The sequence below is a fragment of the Massilia aurea genome (genome assembly GCF_024753205.1).
Taxonomy (GTDB): domain Bacteria; phylum Pseudomonadota; class Gammaproteobacteria; order Burkholderiales; family Burkholderiaceae_D; genus Telluria; species Telluria aurea.
Genome location: NZ_JANUGZ010000002.1, coordinates 749,472 through 769,731, shown reverse-complemented (window position 1 = coordinate 769,731; position 20,260 = coordinate 749,472). Strand labels below are relative to the sequence as shown.

20 protein-coding genes are annotated in these 20,260 nt (G+C 63.4%); 10 read left to right on the top strand and 10 right to left on the bottom strand.

The features are described 5' to 3' along the window. Positions 1-340 precede the first annotated feature (340 nt). Both NX775_RS08925 and NX775_RS08920 read left to right on the top strand, forming a co-directional pair. Entirely contained in the window at positions 341-3,289 is a 2,949-nt protein-coding gene (locus tag NX775_RS08925) for a ribonucleoside-diphosphate reductase subunit alpha (protein WP_258835669.1), read from the top strand. 147 nt (positions 3,290-3,436) lie between these two features. Then, on the top strand, positions 3,437-4,543 hold the full coding sequence (locus NX775_RS08920; RefSeq protein WP_258835668.1) for a ribonucleotide-diphosphate reductase subunit beta: 1,107 nt from the start codon (positions 3,437-3,439) through the stop codon (positions 4,541-4,543). 81 nt (positions 4,544-4,624) lie between these two features. Here the strand turns inward: NX775_RS08920 and NX775_RS08915 are convergent, their stop codons facing one another. Then, the gene (locus NX775_RS08915; RefSeq protein WP_258835667.1) at positions 4,625-5,050 is read right to left on the bottom strand and encodes a VOC family protein; all 426 of its coding nucleotides are present in this window, start codon (positions 5,048-5,050) and stop codon (positions 4,625-4,627) included. A gap of 76 nt (positions 5,051-5,126) precedes the next feature. On the opposite strand from NX775_RS08915, the gene NX775_RS08910 reads away from it, so the two are divergent. From NX775_RS08910 to NX775_RS08900, 3 genes are all read left to right on the top strand, one after another. Then, positions 5,127-5,810 (top strand): helix-turn-helix transcriptional regulator, encoded by a 684-nt coding sequence (locus NX775_RS08910; RefSeq protein WP_258835666.1) that lies wholly within the window; start codon positions 5,127-5,129, stop codon positions 5,808-5,810. Positions 5,811-5,862: 52 nt separating this feature from the next. Further along, positions 5,863-7,575, top strand: a complete 1,713-nt coding sequence (locus tag NX775_RS08905; RefSeq protein WP_258835665.1) for a PQQ-dependent sugar dehydrogenase — start codon at positions 5,863-5,865, stop codon at positions 7,573-7,575. A gap of 75 nt (positions 7,576-7,650) precedes the next feature. Next, entirely contained in the window at positions 7,651-7,926 is a 276-nt protein-coding gene (locus NX775_RS08900) for a hypothetical protein (protein WP_258835664.1), read from the top strand. A gap of 550 nt (positions 7,927-8,476) precedes the next feature. On the opposite strand, the gene NX775_RS08895 is transcribed toward NX775_RS08900, so the two are convergent. Continuing rightward, positions 8,477-9,556, bottom strand: coding sequence for a hypothetical protein (locus NX775_RS08895; RefSeq protein WP_258835663.1), 1,080 nt, complete (start codon positions 9,554-9,556; stop codon positions 8,477-8,479). On the opposite strand from NX775_RS08895, the gene NX775_RS08890 reads away from it, so the two are divergent. Continuing rightward, positions 9,522-10,088, top strand: a complete 567-nt coding sequence (locus NX775_RS08890; RefSeq protein ID WP_258835662.1) for a histone — start codon at positions 9,522-9,524, stop codon at positions 10,086-10,088. The genes NX775_RS08895 and NX775_RS08890 overlap by 35 nt on opposite strands. 120 nt (positions 10,089-10,208) lie before the next feature. Then, positions 10,209-10,739: a YggT family protein gene (locus NX775_RS08885; protein WP_258835661.1), complete on the top strand. Its 531-nt coding sequence runs from the start codon at positions 10,209-10,211 to the stop codon at positions 10,737-10,739. Between the two features lie 78 nt (positions 10,740-10,817). On the opposite strand, the gene NX775_RS08880 is transcribed toward NX775_RS08885, so the two are convergent. From NX775_RS08880 to NX775_RS08845, 8 genes are all read right to left on the bottom strand, one after another. Continuing rightward, complete coding sequence (locus NX775_RS08880; RefSeq protein WP_258835660.1) at positions 10,818-11,759, bottom strand: carbohydrate kinase family protein; 942 nt, start codon at positions 11,757-11,759, stop codon at positions 10,818-10,820. 10 nt (positions 11,760-11,769) lie between these two features. After that, complete coding sequence (locus tag NX775_RS08875) at positions 11,770-12,825, bottom strand: DUF3426 domain-containing protein (protein WP_258835659.1); 1,056 nt, start codon at positions 12,823-12,825, stop codon at positions 11,770-11,772. Between the two features lie 4 nt (positions 12,826-12,829). Continuing rightward, entirely contained in the window at positions 12,830-13,783 is a 954-nt protein-coding gene (gene prmA, locus NX775_RS08870) for a 50S ribosomal protein L11 methyltransferase (RefSeq protein WP_258835658.1), read from the bottom strand. Beyond that, the gene (gene accC / locus NX775_RS08865; RefSeq protein ID WP_258835657.1) at positions 13,780-15,180 is read right to left on the bottom strand and encodes an acetyl-CoA carboxylase biotin carboxylase subunit; all 1,401 of its coding nucleotides are present in this window, start codon (positions 15,178-15,180) and stop codon (positions 13,780-13,782) included. The genes prmA and accC overlap by 4 nt, the downstream gene beginning before the upstream one ends. Before the next feature lie 103 nt (positions 15,181-15,283). Continuing rightward, entirely contained in the window at positions 15,284-15,742 is a 459-nt protein-coding gene (accB, locus tag NX775_RS08860; protein WP_258835656.1) for an acetyl-CoA carboxylase biotin carboxyl carrier protein, read from the bottom strand. Between the two features lie 94 nt (positions 15,743-15,836). Further along, entirely contained in the window at positions 15,837-16,268 is a 432-nt protein-coding gene (gene aroQ / locus NX775_RS08855; protein WP_258835655.1) for a type II 3-dehydroquinate dehydratase, read from the bottom strand. A gap of 132 nt (positions 16,269-16,400) precedes the next feature. Further along, positions 16,401-16,967 (bottom strand): TlpA family protein disulfide reductase, encoded by a 567-nt coding sequence (locus NX775_RS08850; protein ID WP_258835654.1) that lies wholly within the window; start codon positions 16,965-16,967, stop codon positions 16,401-16,403. Further along, on the bottom strand, positions 16,964-17,596 hold the full coding sequence (locus NX775_RS08845) for a hypothetical protein (RefSeq protein ID WP_258835653.1): 633 nt from the start codon (positions 17,594-17,596) through the stop codon (positions 16,964-16,966). The genes NX775_RS08850 and NX775_RS08845 overlap by 4 nt, the downstream gene beginning before the upstream one ends. A gap of 88 nt (positions 17,597-17,684) precedes the next feature. On the opposite strand from NX775_RS08845, the gene mpl reads away from it, so the two are divergent. The 3 genes from mpl to NX775_RS08830 are packed head-to-tail and all read left to right on the top strand — an operon-like array spanning position 17,685 to position 20,259. Then, entirely contained in the window at positions 17,685-19,061 is a 1,377-nt protein-coding gene (mpl, locus tag NX775_RS08840) for a UDP-N-acetylmuramate:L-alanyl-gamma-D-glutamyl-meso-diaminopimelate ligase (RefSeq protein ID WP_258835652.1), read from the top strand. Then, positions 19,058-19,675 carry a YqiA/YcfP family alpha/beta fold hydrolase gene (locus NX775_RS08835; RefSeq protein WP_258835651.1) on the top strand — a complete coding sequence of 206 codons (618 nt, stop codon included), beginning with the start codon at positions 19,058-19,060 and terminating at the stop codon, positions 19,673-19,675. The genes mpl and NX775_RS08835 overlap by 4 nt, the downstream gene beginning before the upstream one ends. Continuing rightward, positions 19,672-20,259, top strand: a complete 588-nt coding sequence (locus NX775_RS08830) for a chorismate--pyruvate lyase family protein (RefSeq protein ID WP_258835650.1) — start codon at positions 19,672-19,674, stop codon at positions 20,257-20,259. The genes NX775_RS08835 and NX775_RS08830 overlap by 4 nt, the downstream gene beginning before the upstream one ends. Position 20,260: the final 1 nt, after the last annotated feature.

Here is a 20,260-nt window from a genome sequence, read left to right as displayed (position 1 = left end):
TTGCTTGCCTGTACCGCAAACGAGGTACTACAATTAGTCTGATATCAACGCCTGGCACTAGATATAGTGGTAGTGACTGAAAAGGCACCAGGATTGGGGGCTGCGGCGAGTTGTTCATACGTTGTCCACAAGTTGCACACAAACTTATCCATCGATCGGTTAATTAAGCACTTGTCGACACGCATTATTTACTGATTCTTACCCTGCTTCTCTGGTTTGCCACCACAGGCCACCGGCTGGCAGGGCATCGTTTTTTAATTTGTTGACGGACCGGGTTTGCGCAATACGGCAACACGGTTGCCATGTAAACAACGGCGGTCCGACCGCTCCTGGAGGCGCAATGCAAACAGCACAGAATAGTTCGATCAACCAACATGTCACCCCAGGATCGGCACCCGCCGGCGCCACCCCGGCCGACATCGTCGCCCGTGGCGACTACCGCGTCATCCGCCGCAACGGTTCGGTGGTGGCGTTCGAGCCGCACAAGATCTCGGTCGCGATGACCAAGGCCTTCCTGGCAATCGCCGGCGGCCAGGGCGCCGTGTCGGCGCGCATCCGCGAGCTGGTCGAGCAGATGACCAACAACGTCGTCACCGCGCTGGTGCGTCGCCAGCCGAACGGCGGCACGTTCCACATCGAGGATGTGCAGGACCAGGTCGAGCTGTCGCTGATGCGTTCGGGCGAACACGATGTCGCGCGTGAATACGTGCTGTACCGCGCCAAGCGCATGGAAGAGCGCCGCGCCGCGAAAGAAGCCGCTGGTGGCGGTGGCGCCGTCGTCGCACCGCAGATCCACGTTGTCGATGGCGGCGAGCGTCGCCTGCTGGACATCAACACCGTCATCGGTCTGATCGGCGCCGCCTGCGCCGGCCTCGAAAAGCACGTCGATGCCGACGCGATCCTGGCCGAGACCATGAAGAACCTGTACGACGGCGTGCCGGTCGAAGAGCTGCACAAGTCGGCCATCCTGGCTGCGCGCGCGCTGATGGAAAAAGACCCGGCCTATAGCCAGGTCACGGCCCGCATCCTGCTGCACACGATCCGCAAGGAAGTCTTCGGCCGCGAAGTCGCGCAAGCCGGCGCCGCCGCCGAATACCTGACCTACTTCCCGCAATACATCGCCAAGGGCATCGCCAACGAGCTGCTCGACGAAGAACTGGGCAAGTACGACCTCGAGCGTCTGGCCAAGGCCATCGTCGCCGACCGCGACCTGCAGTTCGGCTATATCGGCCTGCAAACCCTGTACGACCGCTACTTCCTGCACGTGCGCGACGTGCGCATCGAAATGCCGCAGGCGTTCTACATGCGCGTGGCAATGGGCCTGGCCCTGCGTGAAGACGACCGCGAAGCGCGCGCCATCGAGTTCTACAGCCTGCTGTCGTCGTTCGACTTCATGAGCTCGACCCCGACCCTGTTCAACTCGGGCACCCGCCGTTCGCAGCTGTCGTCGTGCTACCTGACCACGGTCGGCGACGACCTGGAAGACATCTACGACGCCATCAAAGAGAATGCGCTGCTGTCGAAGTTTGCCGGCGGCCTGGGCAATGACTGGACGCCGGTGCGCGCACTCGGTTCGCGCATCAAGGGCACCAATGGCCGCTCGCAAGGCGTGGTCCCGTTCCTGAAAGTGGTCAACGACACGGCCGTCGCGGTCAACCAGGGCGGCAAGCGCAAGGGCGCTGTCTGCGCCTACCTGGAAACCTGGCACCTCGACATCGAAGAATTCCTCGACCTGCGCAAGAACACGGGCGACGATCGCCGCCGCACCCACGACATGAACACGGCGAACTGGATTCCCGACCTGTTCATGAAGCGCGTGATGGAAAAGTCGCACTGGACGCTGTTCTCGCCATCCGAGACGCCCGACCTGCACGACCTGACCGGCAAGGCCTTCGAACAAGCCTACCTGGCGTACGAAGCCAAGGCCGAACGCGGCGAAATGGCCGTCTTCAAAAAGATCGAGTCGCTCGACCTGTGGCGCAAGATGCTGTCGATGCTGTTCGAAACCGGCCACCCATGGATCACGTTCAAGGACCCGTGCAACATCCGCTCGCCACAGCAGCACGTGGGCGTCGTGCACTCGTCGAACCTGTGCACCGAGATCACGCTCAACACCAGCGCCGATGAAATCGCCGTTTGCAACCTGGGATCGGTCAATCTTCCGCAGCACATGAAGGGCGATGGCCTGGATCACGTCAAGCTGCAAAAGACGATCCGCACCGCGATGCGCATGCTCGACAACGTCATCGACATCAACTACTACGCTGTCGAAAAAGCGCGCAACTCGAACCTGCGCCACCGTCCGGTCGGCATGGGCGTGATGGGCCACCAGGATTGCCTGCACATGATGCGCATCCCGTTCGCATCCGACCGGGCGGTGCAGTTCGCCGACACGTCGATGGAAGCGGTCTGCTACTACGCCTACCTGGCCTCGACCGAACTGGCCGAAGAGCGCGGCCGCTACGAGACCTACACCGGTTCGCTGTGGGACCGCGGCATCCTGCCGCAAGACTCGATCCAGCTGCTGGCCGACGAACGTGGCAGCCAGTACCTGGAGCAGGATACGTCGTCGAAGATGGACTGGACCCCGGTGCGCGAGCGCATCAAGCAGTTCGGCATGCGCAACTCCAATTGCGTGGCAATCGCCCCGACCGCGACGATCTCGAACATCATCGGCGTCTCGGCCTGTATCGAGCCGACGTTCCAGAACCTGTACGTGAAGTCGAACCTGTCGGGTGAATTCACCGAGATCAACTCGTACCTGGTGCGTGACCTGAAGGCGCGCGATCTGTGGGACGAAGTCATGATCGCCGACCTGAAGTACTTCGACGGCTCGCTGTCGAAAATCGACCGCGTCCCGCAAGACCTGCGCGACCTGTACGCAACGGCATTCGAAGTCGAGCCGAAGTGGCTGGTCGACGCTGCGTCGCGCCGCCAGAAGTGGATCGACCAGGCCCAGTCGCTGAACATCTACATGGCCGGCGCATCGGGCAAGAAGCTGGACGAAACCTACAAGCTGGCGTGGCTCCGTGGTTTGAAAACTACCTACTACCTGCGCACGATCGCCGCGACGCACCTGGAAAAGTCGACCACCCGCACTGGCGCGCTGAACGCCGTGTCGGTCTCGGGCGGCCTGTCCGGTGGCCTGTCGGCTGGCGAAAAAGCGCCGGTTGCTCCGGCGCCGGCACCTGCGGCCAATACGGCAGCAGCAGCGACCGAAGAAGACGGCGCCGCCTGCTATCTGCGTCCGGGCGACGACGGTTTCGAGGAATGCGAAGCCTGCCAGTAATGAAGTAAAAGGAGGCGAGCCGCCTGCAAGGCTGGCTCGCCCTCCGGCAAGAACACAACGGCGCCAGTCGCCGACAACACGAATAACCAACGCATCAACGTGCCCGGGCCGCAGTCGCTGCGCCAGCGCACCACAGAAGGGACCACCATGCTTAACTGGGACGACGAACCAACCAGCGCACCAAGCGCTCCGCAAGCCGACGCCAACCTCGCCATCGTGCCTGCCGCCGAAGTGGCAAAACGCGTCAATGCCGACGACAAGCGCATCATCAACGGCCAGACCGACGTGAACCAGCTCGTGCCATTCAAGTACAAATGGGCATGGGACAAGTACCTGGCCGGCTGCGCCAACCACTGGATGCCACAAGAAGTGAACATGCAGCGCGATATCGAGCTGTGGAAGAGCCCGAACGGCCTGTCGGAAGACGAGCGCCGCCTGGTCAAGCGCAACCTGGGCTTCTTCGTGACGGCCGACTCGCTCGCCGCGAACAATATCGTGCTGGGCACCTACCGCCACATCACGGCCCCCGAGTGCCGCCAGTACCTGCTGCGCCAGGCGTTCGAGGAAGCGATCCACACGCACGCTTACCAGTACATCGTCGAGTCGCTGGGCCTGGACGAAGCCGAGATCTTCAACGCCTACAACGAAGTCAAGTCGATCCACGACAAGGACCAGTTCCTGATCCCGTTCATCGACACGCTGACCGACCCTGAATTCAAGACCGGTACCACGGAAAACGACCAGAAGCTGCTCAAGTCGATCATCGTCTTCGCCTGCCTGATGGAAGGCCTGTTCTTCTACGTGGGCTTCACGCAGATCCTGGCGCTGGGCCGCCAGAACAAGATGACCGGCGCCGCCGAGCAGTACCAGTACATCCTGCGCGACGAATCGATGCACGTGAACTTCGGCATCGACGTGATCAACACGATCAAGATGGAAAATCCGCAGCTGTGGACGTCGGAATTCCGCGAAGAGATCAAGGCCCTGTTCATCGAAGCAGTCGACCTCGAATACCGCTACGCCGAAGACACGATGCCACGCGGCGTCCTGGGCCTGAACGCCCCGATGTTCAAGGGTTACCTGCGCTTCATCGCCAACCGCCGCGCGGTGCAGATCGGCCTCGAGCCGCTGTTCCCGAACGAAGAAAATCCGTTCCCGTGGATGAGCGAAATGATCGACTTGAAGAAAGAGCGTAACTTCTTCGAGACGCGCGTGACCGAGTACCAGACTGGCGGCACGCTGAGCTGGGATTGATGCGGGGGCGTCGATCGCCCTGCGTCAGCCACGAACAAAAGCCCGGCGTTGGATCAGCCGGGCTTTTTTTGTTGTTGCGCGTCAGCCGACGTGGGCGTGCTCCACCACATCGACCACCCACGCGATGCCGAACCGGTCCTTCAGCATGCCGTACATCGGTGACCAGCTGGAGGGCGCAAGTCCCTGTACGATCGCCGCACCGTCGACCAGCTTGTCCCACAGGGCCTTGATCTCTTGCTGCGTGTCCCCGCGCAGCGAGACGTAGAACGCGTTTTCTCCCGGCTGCCATGGCATGTCACCCGTCACATCGAAGGCCATGATGCGAAAGCCGTTGGGCGCCTCGACCTGGCCCCAGGCGATCAGGTTCAGGTCTGCCTCGTTCGCGGTGCGGCCCGCATCCTGGTACGTGAACTGCATCAGCTGGCCGCCAAAGACACGTTGATAAAAGGCCAGCGCGGCGCGCGCCTGGCCCTGGAAGTTGAGATGGGTGACTGCCTGGACGGACATGGGAATTTCCTTGTAAGAGGGGGAGAAGACAGGTGCTACGATAGCAATCCCTCCTGCCACTTTCTGTCAGTTGCCGATGTCCCGCCCACAGCGCCTGTTTCGCCTGCTCGATGCACTTCGCCGCCTGCCATCACCCGTGACGGCGGCGCAGCTGTCGCACGACACTGGCGTCTCGGTACGCTCGGTCTATCGCGATATCGAGACACTGCGCGCGGGCGGTGCCGAGATCGGTGGCGAGCGCGGGTTCGGCTACACGCTGGTGGACGACGGCACGCTGCGTCCGCGTACGTTCAGCCGCATCGAGATCGAAGCGCTGACACTGGGCCTGGCCGAAGTACGGCAGATGGGCGACCCGGCGCTGGCCAGTGCGGCCGACGCGGTGCTGGCCAAGGTGGCGGCAACCCTGCCGTCGCTCGGCCAGCAGCACCTGCTGCATGCGGTGTCGCAGGTCCACCGTTTCGGCCAGCGCTTTTCCAGCCTGCCCGACATGGCCACGATCCGCGCCTGCTGCTGGCGCGAAGAGGCGCTGGCGATCGATTACTGCGACCGCCACGGCGCGGCCAGTACGCGCACCATCTGGCCGCTGGCCATCGTGTATCTCGACGGGATGCTGGTCGTGCTGGCACGCTGCTGCCTGCGCGAGGACTTTCGCATGTTCCGAGCCGAGCGCATCGCGGCGCTCGCGCCAACGGGCGCGAGCTTTCGGCCGCGGCGGGCAGCGTTGTTGCGCGACTACCAGGCGATTCTCGACGCGACGTAACGGCGCGCATACCCTATGATGGCGGTCTTTCAAGCCTGACCAGGAGACACCCTTGAATTCCCGCACCCCGCTGCTGCACGCCCTCATGCTCGCCGGCCTGGCCACTGTCTCAGTCGCCCACGCTGCGCCCCAGGTGGCCGCTGGCCGCACCATTTTCCAGAACAACTGCGCCAGCTGCCATACGGTCGATACCGGGATGGCGCAGCTGGCTGGCCCGGGCCTGTTCGGCGTTGTCGGGCGCAAGGCGGCGGGTGTCGCCGGGTTCAATTATTCGGCGGCGCTGGCCAAGGCCGGCGCGAGCGGCACTGTGTGGACGCGCGACGAACTCGATGTGTTCCTGCTCGACCCGGCCAAGCGCGTGCCTGGCACGATGATGCCGGTCGGCGTGCCGGACGCAAAACAGCGCGGCGCGCTGATCGATTACCTGGCCAGCCTGCAGGGGGCTGCAACTGCCGCGCCAGCCGCTGCCAAAGCTGCTCCCGAACCGGCACAAGCTGCATCCCGCGCCGGTGCCTGGACTGAAAACCAGCCCGGCAAGATCTGGCACTTCAAGCCGACCGACCTGGCCGCGCCGTTTGCCACGGACAGCGCCGGCAACAGCGCGCGCGTGCAGGCGCGGCCCAACGGCACGCTGCCGACCGTGATGCCCGGCTTTACGGTCAGCGTGTTCGCGCAGGACGCCGACAAGCCGCGCGTGGCCCTGCGCGCGCCGAATGGCGACGTGTTCCTGGCCGCGACCGGCGCCGGCGCGATCAAGGTGCTGCGCTCGCGCGATGGCAAGAAGGCCGATAGCGCCGGCGTGTTCGCCACTGGCCTGGCGCGCCCATACGGCATGGCATTCTGGCCGAGCGGCGCCAATCCGCAGTATCTGTATGTGGCCGGCGTCAATTCGGTCGTGCGCATCCCGTACCGCAACGGCGACCTGACGGCACGCGCCGCGCCGGAGGTCGTGATTGCCGAACTGTCTGAGACCAGTGGCGGGCACACGACGCGTACGCTGGCGTTTTCGAAGGACGGCAAGACGCTGCTGCTGTCGATCGGCTCGGCCACCAACGTCGCGGCCGACATCGGGCGCACGCCGCCCGTGCCGCTGGCGCAGTGGGAGCGCGAGCACGGCGTGGGCAGCGCCTGGGGCGTCGAGACGAACCGCGCCACCGTCATGGCGTTCGACCCGGACGGCAAGAACCGCCGCACCTTCGCGACCGGTCTGCGCAACTGCGTTGGCTTGCTGGTACTGCCGGCCACGGGCGAAGTCATGTGCAATGTGAACGAGCGCGATGCGTTGGGCGACAACCTGCCGCCGGATTACCTCACGCGTGTGAAGCAGGGCGGCTTCTATGGCTGGCCGTGGTACTACATCGGTGACAACGAAGACCCGCGCCTGGCGGGTCACCGGCCCGACCTGAAGGGCAAGACGATCACCCCGGACGTGCTGCTGCAGGCGCACTCGGCGCCGCTCGGCATGGTGGCGTACCACGCGCCCAAGGGCGCGACGAGCGCGTTCCCGAAAGAGTACGAGGGAGATGTGTTCGTGGCGCTGCACGGCTCATGGAACCGTGGCGTGCGCACCGGCTACAAGGTCGTGCGCGTGTTCATGAAGAACGGGGTGCCCACCGGGCAGTACCAGGACTTCATGAGCGGCATGGTGGTCAGCGACCGCGATGTGTGGGGCCGGCCGGCGGCAGTCGAAGTCGCGCGCGATGGCGCGCTGCTGGTGGTCGACGATGCCGGCAGCACGCTGTGGCGCGTGGCGCCGGGGCGCTGACGAGACCTGGGCGCGCGAGTGGACACGCGACCGCGCATGCGCCAGGATGGGCTTCTCCTATTGGCAGGGGCTTTCATGATGCCGAATAGCTTCAGGCTGGCGTTTTGTGGCGCGGCCTTGCAGGCCGGTTGCGCCGGCACACCGCTCACTGCGGTCAAGCCGGCGCTGGTTCTCGAAGACTATGTGGAAGGCGCGCCGCGCGGAGGGCCAGCGCGCCGCGATCCATCTACCTGGTGCCGCTCGGTAGCCACCCGGTGGAGCGAATGGCGCGGCAAATGGATGGCTCGTTCCATTCGGTATTCGTCAATTGCCAAACTCGACTGGCTTATATTGCCAAACGCGGCGGCGTGATCGACAGTATCTATTGGTTCGGCCCGTTCGATGTGTAAGTCGATTCGACCTTGGGTTGAAAGGTGCGCGTGAATCCGGCGCCATTTGCAGACCCCCCGTCAATTCAGGCACGCTTGCTTATTTGGCCGCGTATATTGCGCGGCTTGTTTCCGATTCTCGGTTGCGCACACACAAAGAAAGCACGTCCTTTACGCGATTGAATTTGTCAAATCAAGAAGATGTGATATTGTCGCGGGCATCGGGCAAATCGATCGAATAATAGGGCGCTGAACCAAACAGTATGCACGGAAGCGAAGCGAAAAGAACAAGCCGCCTTGCCTGACCAATTGCTCAGGCAAGGCGGCTTTTTCTTTTCGCACCCGCAAGGGTAGCGCTGTGACGACGCTGGAACGGTGGCCTGTCGACGTTGGCTGAAGCGCTGCAACTGTGAGGAGTTGCAGCAGTTCAGCCGGTGCCGGATTCATTGGCGCATATCGATCTTCGGTTTGCGTCGATGAATAACTCGCCGGTCAACAACGACCTGGCGGGTTTTAAACCCTGAGCGTATTTCTCATCGCAGATGAAGGAGAATTAAAATGGCAACCGCTAAAAAAACAGTTGTAAAGGCAGCAGTGAAGAGCGCGCCTTCGTCCACGACGAAGTCGACCGCAAAGGCTGCAGCAGAGAAACCAGTCGCGAAAAAAGCCGCGACCAAGGCCACCACCGCCAAGACCACCACGGCAAAGGCAACCACTGCCAAGACCACCACCAAGGCAGCAGCCAAACCGGCAGCCCGGGCAGTGACCAAGCCAGCGACGAAAACCATGGCGAAACCTGTTGCAAAGAAAACCACTGCAACCAAGACCGCTGCGACCAAAACCACGGCGACCAAAACCACTGCAGCCAAAGCCGCAGTTAAATCGACCGCCAAGTCGTCAGCAAAGCCGGCAGTAAAGAAAACCGTCACTAAAACTGCAGCAAAGCCAACGGTAAACAAAACCGCCGCTAAAACTGCAGCGAAGCCGGTCACCAAGAAAGTCGCTGCCAAGTCCGCAGTAAAGCCGGCAACCAAGCCAGCAACTAAGGCAACAACCAAGCCAGCAGCTAAAGCAGCAACCAAGCCAGCAGCTAAGTCAGCAACTAAGGCAGCAACCAAGCCGGCAGCGAAGAAAGCAGCAGCCAAACCAGCGGCAAAGAAAGCAGCCGCCAAACCGGCAGCCAAGCCAGCGGCAAAGAAAGCAGCAGCGAAACCTGCAGCCAAGCCGGCTGCAAAGAAAGCAGCAGCTAAGCCAGCAGCCAAACCTGCCGCCACGAAAACGTCGGCCAAGGCCGCTACCAAATCGACGGCTAAATCGGCCACCAAGCCGACTGCTAAATCGGCTACCAAGTCGACTGCTAAGTCGACTGTTAAATCGACCACCAAGTCGACCGCTAAATCAGCAGCCAAGCCGGCAGTAAAGAAAACCACCGCCAAGCCAGCCGCTAAAACGACGACCAAAGCTGCAGCCAAGCCAGTCACCGCAAAAGCGGGCACCAGCAAGGCAGCCGCCAAGCCAGTCGCCCAAAAAGCAGCCACGAGCAAAGCAACGGCAAAGCCGGCAGCGCAAAAAGCAACGGTGACCAAAACCGCAGCCAAACCGGCCGTCACCAAGACCGCTGCTGCCAAGCCAGCCGCGAAAAAAGCGACCACCACCAGCGCCGCGGCCAAACCAGCCGTGACCAAGGCTGCTGCGACCACGACCGCTGCCACCAAGCCTGCTGCGACCAAAACCGCTGCGACAAAAACGGCCACGGCCACGGCCACGGCCAAGCCAGCTGTCGCCAAGACCGCTGCGACCAAAACCGTCGCCGCCAAGCCAGCCGCTGCGAAGCCGGACATGAAGGCAGACACCAAGGCCGACACGAAAGCCGACATCAAAGCCGACACCAAGCCGGAAGTCAAAGCCGACGCGAAGGCCGATGTCAAAGCCGATGCAAAAGCCGACGTGAAAGCAGACACCAAGGCGGACGCCAAGCCAGAAGCGAAGAAGCCAGCCGCCAAGAAGGCAGCGACCAAGCCGGCAGCGACCGACGCGAAAGCGGGCGACACGCCTGCAGCCGCGCCGGCAGCGTCAGCAGCCACGCCAGCAAAAAGCGTGATCGCGCCAACCGCCTGGCCATTCCCGACCAGCAGCCGTCCGTAATCGCAAACGTTGTCCTGCCTGCCTGCCGCGCGTCTTGCGCAGCATGGCAAGTGGGGCGCGCTTCAGGCAGAATGCCGCTGTGTGATCCTTCGCACAGCGGTTTTTTTTTGAGGAGAGTCCGTGCTGTCCATTCTTCAGTTTATCGTCGATATCGTTGCAGGCCTGCTGGGCGGGGTGCTGTTGCTGCGCTTCTGGACGAATGCCATCCGCGTGCGTCTTCCCGACCAGATTCGCCAGTTCGTCCACACCATCACCGACTGGCTGGTGATGCCGCTGCGGCGCGTGGTGCCTGGCACCCGCGGCTACGACTGGGCAAGCCTCATCGGCGCCTTCCTGGTGGTCCTGGTGGCCAGCACGGTGCTGCTATTGGCCGGCGCCAGCGGCGAGACGATGCTGCTGTACGCGCTGCACCGTTTCCTGACGTGGATCCTGTACGGCTTCCTGGCGCTGTTAATCATCGAAGCGATCTTCAGCTGGGTCAATCCCAATGCGCCGCTGGCGCCGTTCGTGCACGCGCTCAATCAGCCGTTGCTGCGCCCGATCCGGCGTGTCGTCAAGCCGATTGGCGGCATGGACCTGTCGGTGCTGGTGGCGCTGGTGCTGATCCAGATCCTGCTGTTCGTGCTGCGGCAGGTGTTCGGCTACGTTTAAACCAACCGATCGTAAAAAAGGCCTCTGCATGCAGAGGCCTTTTTTTATGTCATGCACGGCGCCAGCGGCGCCTTCGTTTTAACGGAACTTGCTGCCGAACGCCTGCTCGAACTGCGCGTCGAATTCCTGCGGCGTGAAGTGGTGGTTCTGGCCACCGGCCGAGGCGATCTTGATTGCGCCCAGCAGGCTGGCGATGCGCCCGCTCGTGGCCCAGTCCAGGTCATTGGTGATGCCGAACAGCAGACCTGCGCGGTAGGCGTCGCCGCAGCCGGTCGGGTCGACCACGTTGGTGGCCGTCACGGCTGGAATCTTGATGTGCTCACCGTTCGCGTAGATGTCCGAACCGGCTTCGCCGCGCGTGATGATCAATGCCTCCAGGCGCGCCGCGATGTCGGCCTGGCTCAGGCCCGTGCGGTCCATGACCATTTCGAATTCATAGTCGTTGCACGCCAGGTAGCTGGCCTGGTCGATGAAGGTGATGAGTTCTTCGCCCGAGAACATCGGCAGTTGCTGGCCCGGGTCGAACATGAACGGCACCTTCTGCTCGGCGCAGTCGCGCGCGTGCTTGATCATGCCGTCGCGGCCGTCGGGCGATATGATCGCCACGCGGATTGCGCCCTGGTCGGCGACGTTGTTCTGGTTCGAGTATTCCATCGCGCCCGGGTGGAAGGCGTTGATCTGGTTGTTGTCCTGGTCGGCCGTGACGAAGCACTGCGCGGTGTAGGCCTCGGGAATCGTGCGGATGCCGCGCGTCTCGAGTCCCTGTTCCTGCATGCGCTTGAGGTAGTCGCCGCCGTCCTGGCCGAGCGTGCCCATCATCAAAGGCTCGCCGCCCAGCTGCTTGAGGTTGTACGCGATATTGGCCGCGCAGCCGCCGTATTCGGTGCGCAGCGTCGGCACCAGGAACGACACGTTCACGCGGTGCAGCTGGTCGGCCAGCAGCGTGTCGCCGAAGCGGCCGTGGTACTGCATGATTTTGTCGAACGCGAGCGAGCCGCAGATCAGGGCGGTTTTGGTCATGGGGTGGCTTTCATGGATAGAACACTGCGATGTGGTAGCCGGACGGCTCTGCGCCCTCCAGCCTGAAATGGATGCGCACCTGCTGCTCGCCGCGTGCGGCGAACCCGGTGGGCGCGGCAGCCGCGGCGCCGGCGTAGTCGCGCGGGGCGAACACGCGGCGCACCAGCGGCTTATCGTCAAGGTCGTTCAGCGTCAGTTCGAGGCTGGGCCAGGCCAGCGCCATGTCGCCCTGGTTGCGCAGCACGGTGCTGAAGGTATAGGCGTTGCCGCCCAGCGTGATGAGTTCACCGGTCTCGATCACCAGCTGCTCGGGCCGCGCCGGCAGGTTGACGCTGCAGCCGAACAGGGCGCAGGTCGACACCAGCACCGGACGCAGGCCCGGATGGCGCGCCGCCAGCACGTCGCGAAAGCTCACGGCCCCCTGCACGACCAGCGCAATCAGCAGCAGCACGCTACCCACGGCCAGCGCGATGCGCGTCGTCTTGCCAGAGGCTTCGCGCTGGCGTGTGCTGCGCACGAACTCGGGTTCGTCGATGTCCGGCTTCGGCTTTGGCGGTGGCGGTGGTGGTTTGGGCACCTCGTCGATGCGCGGCGTTGCGGCCTTGACGCGGCGTGCGCGTGCTTCCGCGGCGCGGTTGCGCGGCGAGGCAGGCACGTTCGATGCAATCGGCGGCGAGCCGCCCGACGATTCGCGCAGCAGCAGCGTCGGCGGGCCGATCGAGTCTGCCGTGTGTTCGCGGCTTGGCTCGGGTGCGGGGAGGGTGTCCGGTTCGGGCGTCGATGCCGGCGTTGGCGCCGGTTCTGGTTCTGGTTCCTGCGGCGCGACCGGCTCGCTCACTGGTGCGAGCGTCTCGTCGATGGGAGCAGGAGAAGGAACTTCAGCCGGCGCATCGGCAGGCGCCGCAACAACCGGCGCCGGCCCAGCCGCCAGATCGATCAGCGCGCTGTTCCCGTCAAAAATCTGCTGGCATGCGCCACAACGCACGATGCCCCCACGCAGCTTGAGCTGGTCCGCGGCGACGCGGAACTGCGTGCCGCAGTGGGGGCATTGTGTGGCGAGCGCCATGCCTTTAGCCGGTAGTAGCAGTGCGCGCCGGCGGTGTGTCCTGGCCCAGCGTGCCGTGCAGGGCAACCCAGCCATCCTGCTCGGCCCAGACGCCCAGCTTGATGAATGGTGCGTAGGCTGCAGCCACTTCGTCGGCCTGGCGTGCCAGCACGCCCGACAGCACGAGCGAGCCGCCATCGGCCACGCGGCCAGCGAGCATCGGCGCCATCAGCTTCAATGGGCTCGACAGGATGTTGGCCACGACGATGTCGAACTTGCCGCCGGCATGACGCGCATTGCCGGAAGCGGCAAACGTGTCAGGCAGGTAGAAGTCGATGGCGACGTTATTGCGCTCGGCGTTGGCGCGCGCCGATTCGATCGCTTGCGGATCGATGTCGACACCGGCCACGTCCTGCGACCCCAGCTTCTTGGCCACCATCGCCAGGATGCCCGAGCCGCAGCCGTAGTCCAGCACCGACTTGCCCGGCGCAGGATGGGCTTCGAGCCACTCCATGCACAGGCGCGTCGTCGGGTGGCTGCCGGTGCCGAAGGCCAGGCCCGGATCCAGCTCGAGAATCAGGCCGTTTGGATCCGGCGCGACGTGCCAGCTCGGCACGACCCAGATATTGGTGCCGATGTGGATCGGCTCGAACTGCGACTGCGTCAGGCGCACCCAGTCGGCGTCTTCCACCTTGCGGGTGGTGAACGCCGGCACGACGGGCAGACGGATCGCTTGCGCGGCCTCGGTGACGATCGCCAGCTGGTCGGCATCGGCATCGGTCAAAGCGACAACGCGACTGTGATCCCAGGCCGCTTCGGTCGGCTCCATGCCCGGCTCGCCGAACAGCGGTTTTTCGTCCTCGGTGCCTTCGTCGGCGTCTTCCACCGACACCGACAGCGCGCCGGCTTCCATCAGGGCGTCCGACAGCGCTTCGGCGTGTTCGCGCGCCAGTTCGATGACGACTTCAGTCCAGCTCATTCGTTCACCTTGACTTCGGATTTGGCGGACAGCGCCGTTTCCTTCGGCAGGTCGGGCTTGGCGGCCAGTTTCTGCTCCAGGTAGTGAATGTTGGTGCCGCCTTCGATGAAGCGGGCGTCGACCATCAGTTCGCGGTGCAGCGGAATATTGGTCAGGATACCCTCGACCACCATTTCCGACAGCGCGATCTGCATGCGGCGAATCGCCTGCTCGCGCGTGGCGCCATACGCGATGACCTTGCCGATCATCGAGTCGTAGTGCGGCGGCACGTAGTAGCCGGCGTACGAGTGCGAGTCGACGCGGATGCCAGGACCACCCGGCGGATGCCAGCTGGTGATGCGCCCTGGCGATGGCGTGAACTTGAACGGGTCTTCGGCATTGATGCGGCACTCGATCGAGTGGCCCGACAGCATGATGTCGCGCTGGCGGAAACGCAGCTTTTCGCCGCAGGCGATCCGGATCTGTTCTTGGACGATGTCGATCCCGGTGATCATCTCGGTGACCGGATGCTCGACCTGGATACGCGTGTTCATTTCGATGAAGTAGAACTCGCCATTCTCGTACAGGAATTCGAAGGTGCCGGCGCCGCGGTAGCCGATCTTGCGGCAGGCTTCGGCGCAGCGGTCACCGATCTTTTCGATCAGCTTGCGCGGGATGCCCGGCGCCGGCGCTTCTTCGATGACCTTCTGGTGGCGGCGCTGCATCGAGCAATCGCGCTCGCCGAGCCAGACGGCGTTTTTGTGTTCGTCGGCCAGGATCTGGATTTCCACGTGACGCGGATTTTCCAGATACTTCTCCATATAGACTTCCGGATTGCCAAAGGCGGCGCCGGCTTCGGTCTTGGTCATCGCCACGGCGTTGATCAGGGCCGCTTCGGTGTGCACCACGCGCATGCCGCGTCCGCCACCACCGCCGGCAGCCTTGATGATCACCGGGTAGCCGACGCGGCGCGCCGTCTGCACGATTTCTTTCGGGTCGTCCGGCAGGGCGCCGTCCGAGCCTGGCACGCACGGCACGCCGGCGCGGATCATGGCCTGCTTGGCCGAGACCTTGTCGCCCATCAGGCGGATCGATTCGGAACGCGGACCGATGAAGACAAAGCCCGATTTCTCGACGCGCTCGGCGAAGTCGGCGTTTTCGGACAGAAAGCCGTAGCCCGGGTGGATCGCTTCGGCGTCGGTCACTTCGGCCGCGCTGATGATCGCGGGCATGTTGAGATAGCTGAGGCTCGATTGTGCCGGGCCGATGCAGACCGACTCGTCCGCCAGCTTCACGTACTTGGCGTCCTTGTCGGCCTCGGAGTGCACGACGACCGTCTTGATGCCCAGCTCGCGGCAGGCGCGCTGGATACGCAGCGCGATTTCACCACGGTTGGCGATGAGGATTTTTTCAAACATGGTTGGTCCGGTGGTTCAGTGAAAACCGGCGCAGCTGAAAGACAAGCGGCGCCGGACACGTCATGGGTGAGCTGGTGGCAGGACTGCCGCCCAGCTTGAGGCTTTAGCCAATCACGAACAGCGGCTGGCCGAATTCGACCGGCTGGCCGTTTTCCACGAGGATCTTGGTGACAACGCCCGAGACATCGGCGTCGATTTCATTCAGGAGCTTCATCGCTTCGATGATGCACAGCGTTTCGCCTTCCTTGATGTTCGAGCCGACTTCGACGAACGCAGCAGCGCCCGGTGCGGACGAACGGTAGAAGGTACCGACCATCGGCGACTTGACGACGTGGCCGGTTGGCTCGGCGGCCACGACCGGTGCTGCAGCGACAGGCGCGGCGGCCGGGGCTGGCGCCGCGAATTGTTGCACGCCTTGTTGCGGCATCATCATCATCTGGCCTTGGCCAACAGCGGACGACTTGACGATGCGGACCTTGCTTTCGCCTTCGGTCACTTCGAGTTCGGCGATGTCCGATTCAGCGACCAGGTCGATCAAGGTCTTGAGTTTTCGTAGATCCATGTGAAACCCCTTGGAATTATTCGTTTTAGAGAGCAGGCCGGCGCCTCAAACAGGCCGCGCAGCCGCTGATACATGAAGTTGACGTAGATTAACGCTATTTAAGTGCGAAGTCGATGGCAAACCTGTATCCGTCCGGCCCCAGTCCGCAGATCACGCCACGCGCGATGCCAGAGAGATAGGAGTGCTGCCGGAACGATTCGCGGGCATGCACGTTCGACACGTGCACCTCGACGAATGGAATGGCCACCGACGCGAACGCATCGCGCAGTGCTACGCTGGTATGGGTCAAGCCACCAGGATTGATCACGATAAAATCCACGCCTTCGGTGCGTGCGGCTTGGATGCGATCGATCAGGGCGCCCTCATGGTTGCTCTGGAAATGCTCCAGTGCTGCGCCGGCGTTCGTGGCTTGTGCAACTGCTGCGTTCTCGATGTCGGCCAAGGTCGTCATGCCGTACACCGCAGGCTCGCGCGTCCCCAATAAATTGAGGTTGGGGCCGTTGAGAAGCAGTAGCTTTTTCGCCATAATGAGAGTCTGGTAGCCCGAAAGTCAGGCATTGTGCCGCCTAGCTCGGCTGTTGGCAAGCGGTAAAATTGCTGGTGTTTAGCCGAAATTGGCCGCAATTGCAAATCGTACGATCGTTCGTTAAAAGCGCGATCAACCCTTCAATTTGGCCAGGTCAGCGCGCAATTCGTCGAACTTGAGCTTGCCAATATACGTCTTGAGCACTTGTCCGTCGGCGCCGATCAGCACAGTGTACGGCAAGCCGCCCATCGTGTTGCCCAATTCCTTCGACAGCTCGGTCCCGCCCATACCGGCCACGTAGAGTGGATAGGCGATCTGGTGCTTGGCGGCGAATTCGCTCATATTGGTCGGCGAATCGATCCCGATGCCGATCACATTGAAGTGCTTGCCCTTGTCTTCGCCCGCCAGGTGCGACAGCTCCGGCATTTCCTGCACGCATGGCCCGCACCAGGTCGCCCAGAAATTCACCAGGAGGGGCTTGCCCTTCCACTGCGCCATCGGTTGCGGTTCACCGGCCAGATTGTTGAGCGACTGCGCATACAGGTTGGTGACGGCATTGGTCACCGCGCCAGCGCCAGCAGTCGTACTGATCTGGGGGGAGGCCGGTGCCGGCGCTTTTTTATAGAGCGCGACGACGGCGCCCATCACGCCGAACAGCGCGGCCACTGCCACATAGGTGGCCAGATGTTTCTTGTTCATTCGTTCTGTTCCAGTGTTGAGTCGGCAGCGATCAGCGCGCGCAGGCCGGCAGCGTCGAGACGTTGCGGGCGGCCATCTGCGCGCGGCTTGAGCGCGCCGCGCAGGTCTTGGTATTCAAACAATTGCGCATGCACAGTTTCCTTCATCCACGGGAAACTGACGGTCTCGACAGGCGCATGGCGCCCCCCCTTGAAATGCGGGGTTTCCGAGATCTCGATATTAACATTGCGATTCAGCAGATAGATCTGCACTTCTTTCGCACTGTCGGCGAACAGTTGCAGGTGGATATCGTCGTGCTCGCCAGCCGTGCCTTGCAGCACCGGGCCGGTGATGTAGGGATTGAAGTCGGCCAGCGCCTCCATCACCTGCAGCGCCGTGGCGCGCAGTTGCGCCAGGCGCTTGCTGTGGTCCGGGCCGCCGAACAGTGCCAGGTACTTGCGCACTTCGTCTTCGACCTGGATGTCGTCGGGCATCATATTGGGAACAGGCTGGTTCACGCCGAGCACCTGGCGGGCCGCCTTGCGGCGCGCAGTATCGATGTCGGCGCCATCCTGGGCAACCATGCGCGCAGCCACGAGGGCGATCTCGGCGCGCAATTGAATGAGATCGTTGTTCAAGTTCGGCATCATGATCGAGATCATACTCTGAACGGAAAACAGCTGCGGCTCGGGTAGAATCCCGGTTTCGTCAATTTACATCGCACCCGCGCACCTTCCCATGCACATTCATATTCTCGGCATTTGCGGCACCTTCATGGGTGGCCTGGCGGTCCTGGCCAAGGAAGCCGGTCACCGCGTGACCGGTTGCGACGCCAACGTCTATCCACCGATGAGCACGCAGTTGCAAGCCCAGGGGATCGAGCTGATCCAGGGCTATGGCCCGGAGCAGGTGTCGCTGAATCCCGATCTGTATGTGGTCGGCAATGTCATGACGCGCGGTAATCCGCTGATCGAGGAAATCCTGAACCGCGGCCTGCCATATATGTCGGGGCCGCAGTGGATCGGCGAGCACATCCTGCGCGAAAAATGGGTGCTGGCGGTGGCCGGTACGCACGGCAAGACGACCACGACGTCGATGCTGGCCTGGATCCTGGAAGATGCCGGCTATGCGCCGGGCTTCCTGATCGGCGGCGTGCCGATGAACTTCGGCGTCTCGGCGCGCCTGCATGGCGACAAGCCATCGAACTTCTTCGTCATCGAAGCCGATGAATACGACACGGCGTTCTTCGACAAGCGCAGCAAGTTCGTGCACTACCACGCCAAAACGGCCGTGCTGAACAACCTGGAATACGACCACGCCGACATCTTCCCGGACATCGGCGCCATCGAAACCCAGTTCCACCACCTGGTGCGCACGGTGCCGGGCGTGGGCCGCCTGGTCGTCAATGGCGACGAAGCGTCGATCGGGCGCGTGCTCAAGCGCGGTTGCTGGAGCGAGAAGGAAAGCTTCGGCGGCGCCGACGGTGTCGACTGGACGATGGTCGAGCATCCGGGCGGCGCCAGCTTCGACGTCATCTTCAAGGGCGCGCCGCAAGGCACCGTGCACTGGGACCTGACTGGCAAGCACAACCGCTCGAACGCGCTGGCCGCGATTGCCGCCGCGCGCCACGTCGGCGTGCCGGTCGCGCAGGCCATCGAATCGCTGGCCCGCTTTGAGAACGTCAAGCGCCGCATGGAAGTGCGCGGCGTGGTCAATAACATCACCGTCTACGACGACTTTGCGCACCACCCGACGGCGATTGCCACCACGGTCGGCGGCCTGCGTCAGAAGCTGGGCGCGCAAGGTTCCGGCCGCATCCTGGCCGTGCTCGAGCCGCGTTCGAACACGATGAAGCTGGGCGCGATGAAGGATGCGCTGCCGGGCAGCCTGAAGGATGCCGACCTGGTGTTCGGCTTCGGCAGCCAGCAGGCGCTGGGCTGGTCGCTGGCCGATGCATTCAAGCCGATGGGCACGATCGCGCACAGCTTCGACCAGATCGACTATATGGTGCAAGCCATCGTGCAGCAGGCGCAACCGGGCGACCATATCCTGGTCATGAGCAATGGCGGCTTCGGGGGAGTGCACCAGAAGCTGCTGGACGCGTTGGCCCCATGACGTCGGCGCCGCAGTTGCCACCGTATCTTCTTTATTTGCACGGCTTTCGCTCGTCGCCCAAATCGATGAAGGCGCGCGTCGTCCAGGCGGCGCTCGAAGAGCGCGGCTTGCTCGACCGCCTGATCTGCCCGCAATTGCCGGCATCCCCAAAGGCCGCGTTCGCGCTGGCGCTGGACCTGGCCGCGCAGCATGCACCGGGCAATCTCGCGATCGTCGGCTCGTCGCTGGGCGGCTTCTATGCGTGCGCGCTGGCCGAGCGCCTGGGCGTGCCGGCCGTCGTCATCAATCCGTCGGTCGACCCGACCCGCAACCTCGAACACCACGTGGGCGTTACGACCAACTGGCATTCGGACGAACCGTTCGAGTTTCGCCCTGAGTACATCGATGAACTCAAGGCGCTGCGCGTCGCGGCCATCACGCAGCCCGAACGGTATTTTCTGCTGGCGGCCACGGGCGACGAAGTGCTCGACTACCGCGACATGGTGGCGCACTATGCCGGCGCGCGCCAGCACGTGATCTACGGCAGCGACCATGCGGTGTCGGAGTTTCCGATGTATGTCGACGAGGTGCTGGCGTTCTGCGGGATGGATGCAGTCGGGGACGGAACGCGGTGAGGAACCGTTCGCTGCGCCTGGCCGCCTGGCATCCGCACGCGCGCGCCGTGCGTGCTTCTCCACCAATGCACGACTGGCTCGTCACGCCCGGCTCGCTGACCGCGCGCCTGGTCGCTAGCAGCGACGCGTTTCGCGTGCGCCGCCTGCACCAGCACGGCGCCGTGTGCCTGGCTGACGAAGCGGCGGCGATTGGCCTGGCACGGCCACAGCGCGTGTGGGAGCGCGAAGTGCTGCTCGTCTGCGACGGCACGCCGGTGGTCTTTGCCCACACGGTCGTGCCGCCCGATGCCAACGCGAGCGACTGGCCGCTGTTTTCGGCGCTGGGCGAACGTTCGCTCGGCTCGACCCTGTTTTACGATCCGCTCGTGCGGCGCGGATCACTTGAATTTGCGCGCCTGGGCGCCGACCATCCGCTCGTGCGCCGTGCACATGCGGCTATTGGCGGCGCGGGCGCCCAACAGCCGATTTACCATGCGCGGCGCTGCGTCTATCGCCGCCGTCAAGGCCTGCTCCTGGTCACCGAGGTATTCTTGCCGGCGGTGCTCAGCCTGGGAGCGGGCGCAACCACGAACAACACAGAATAAT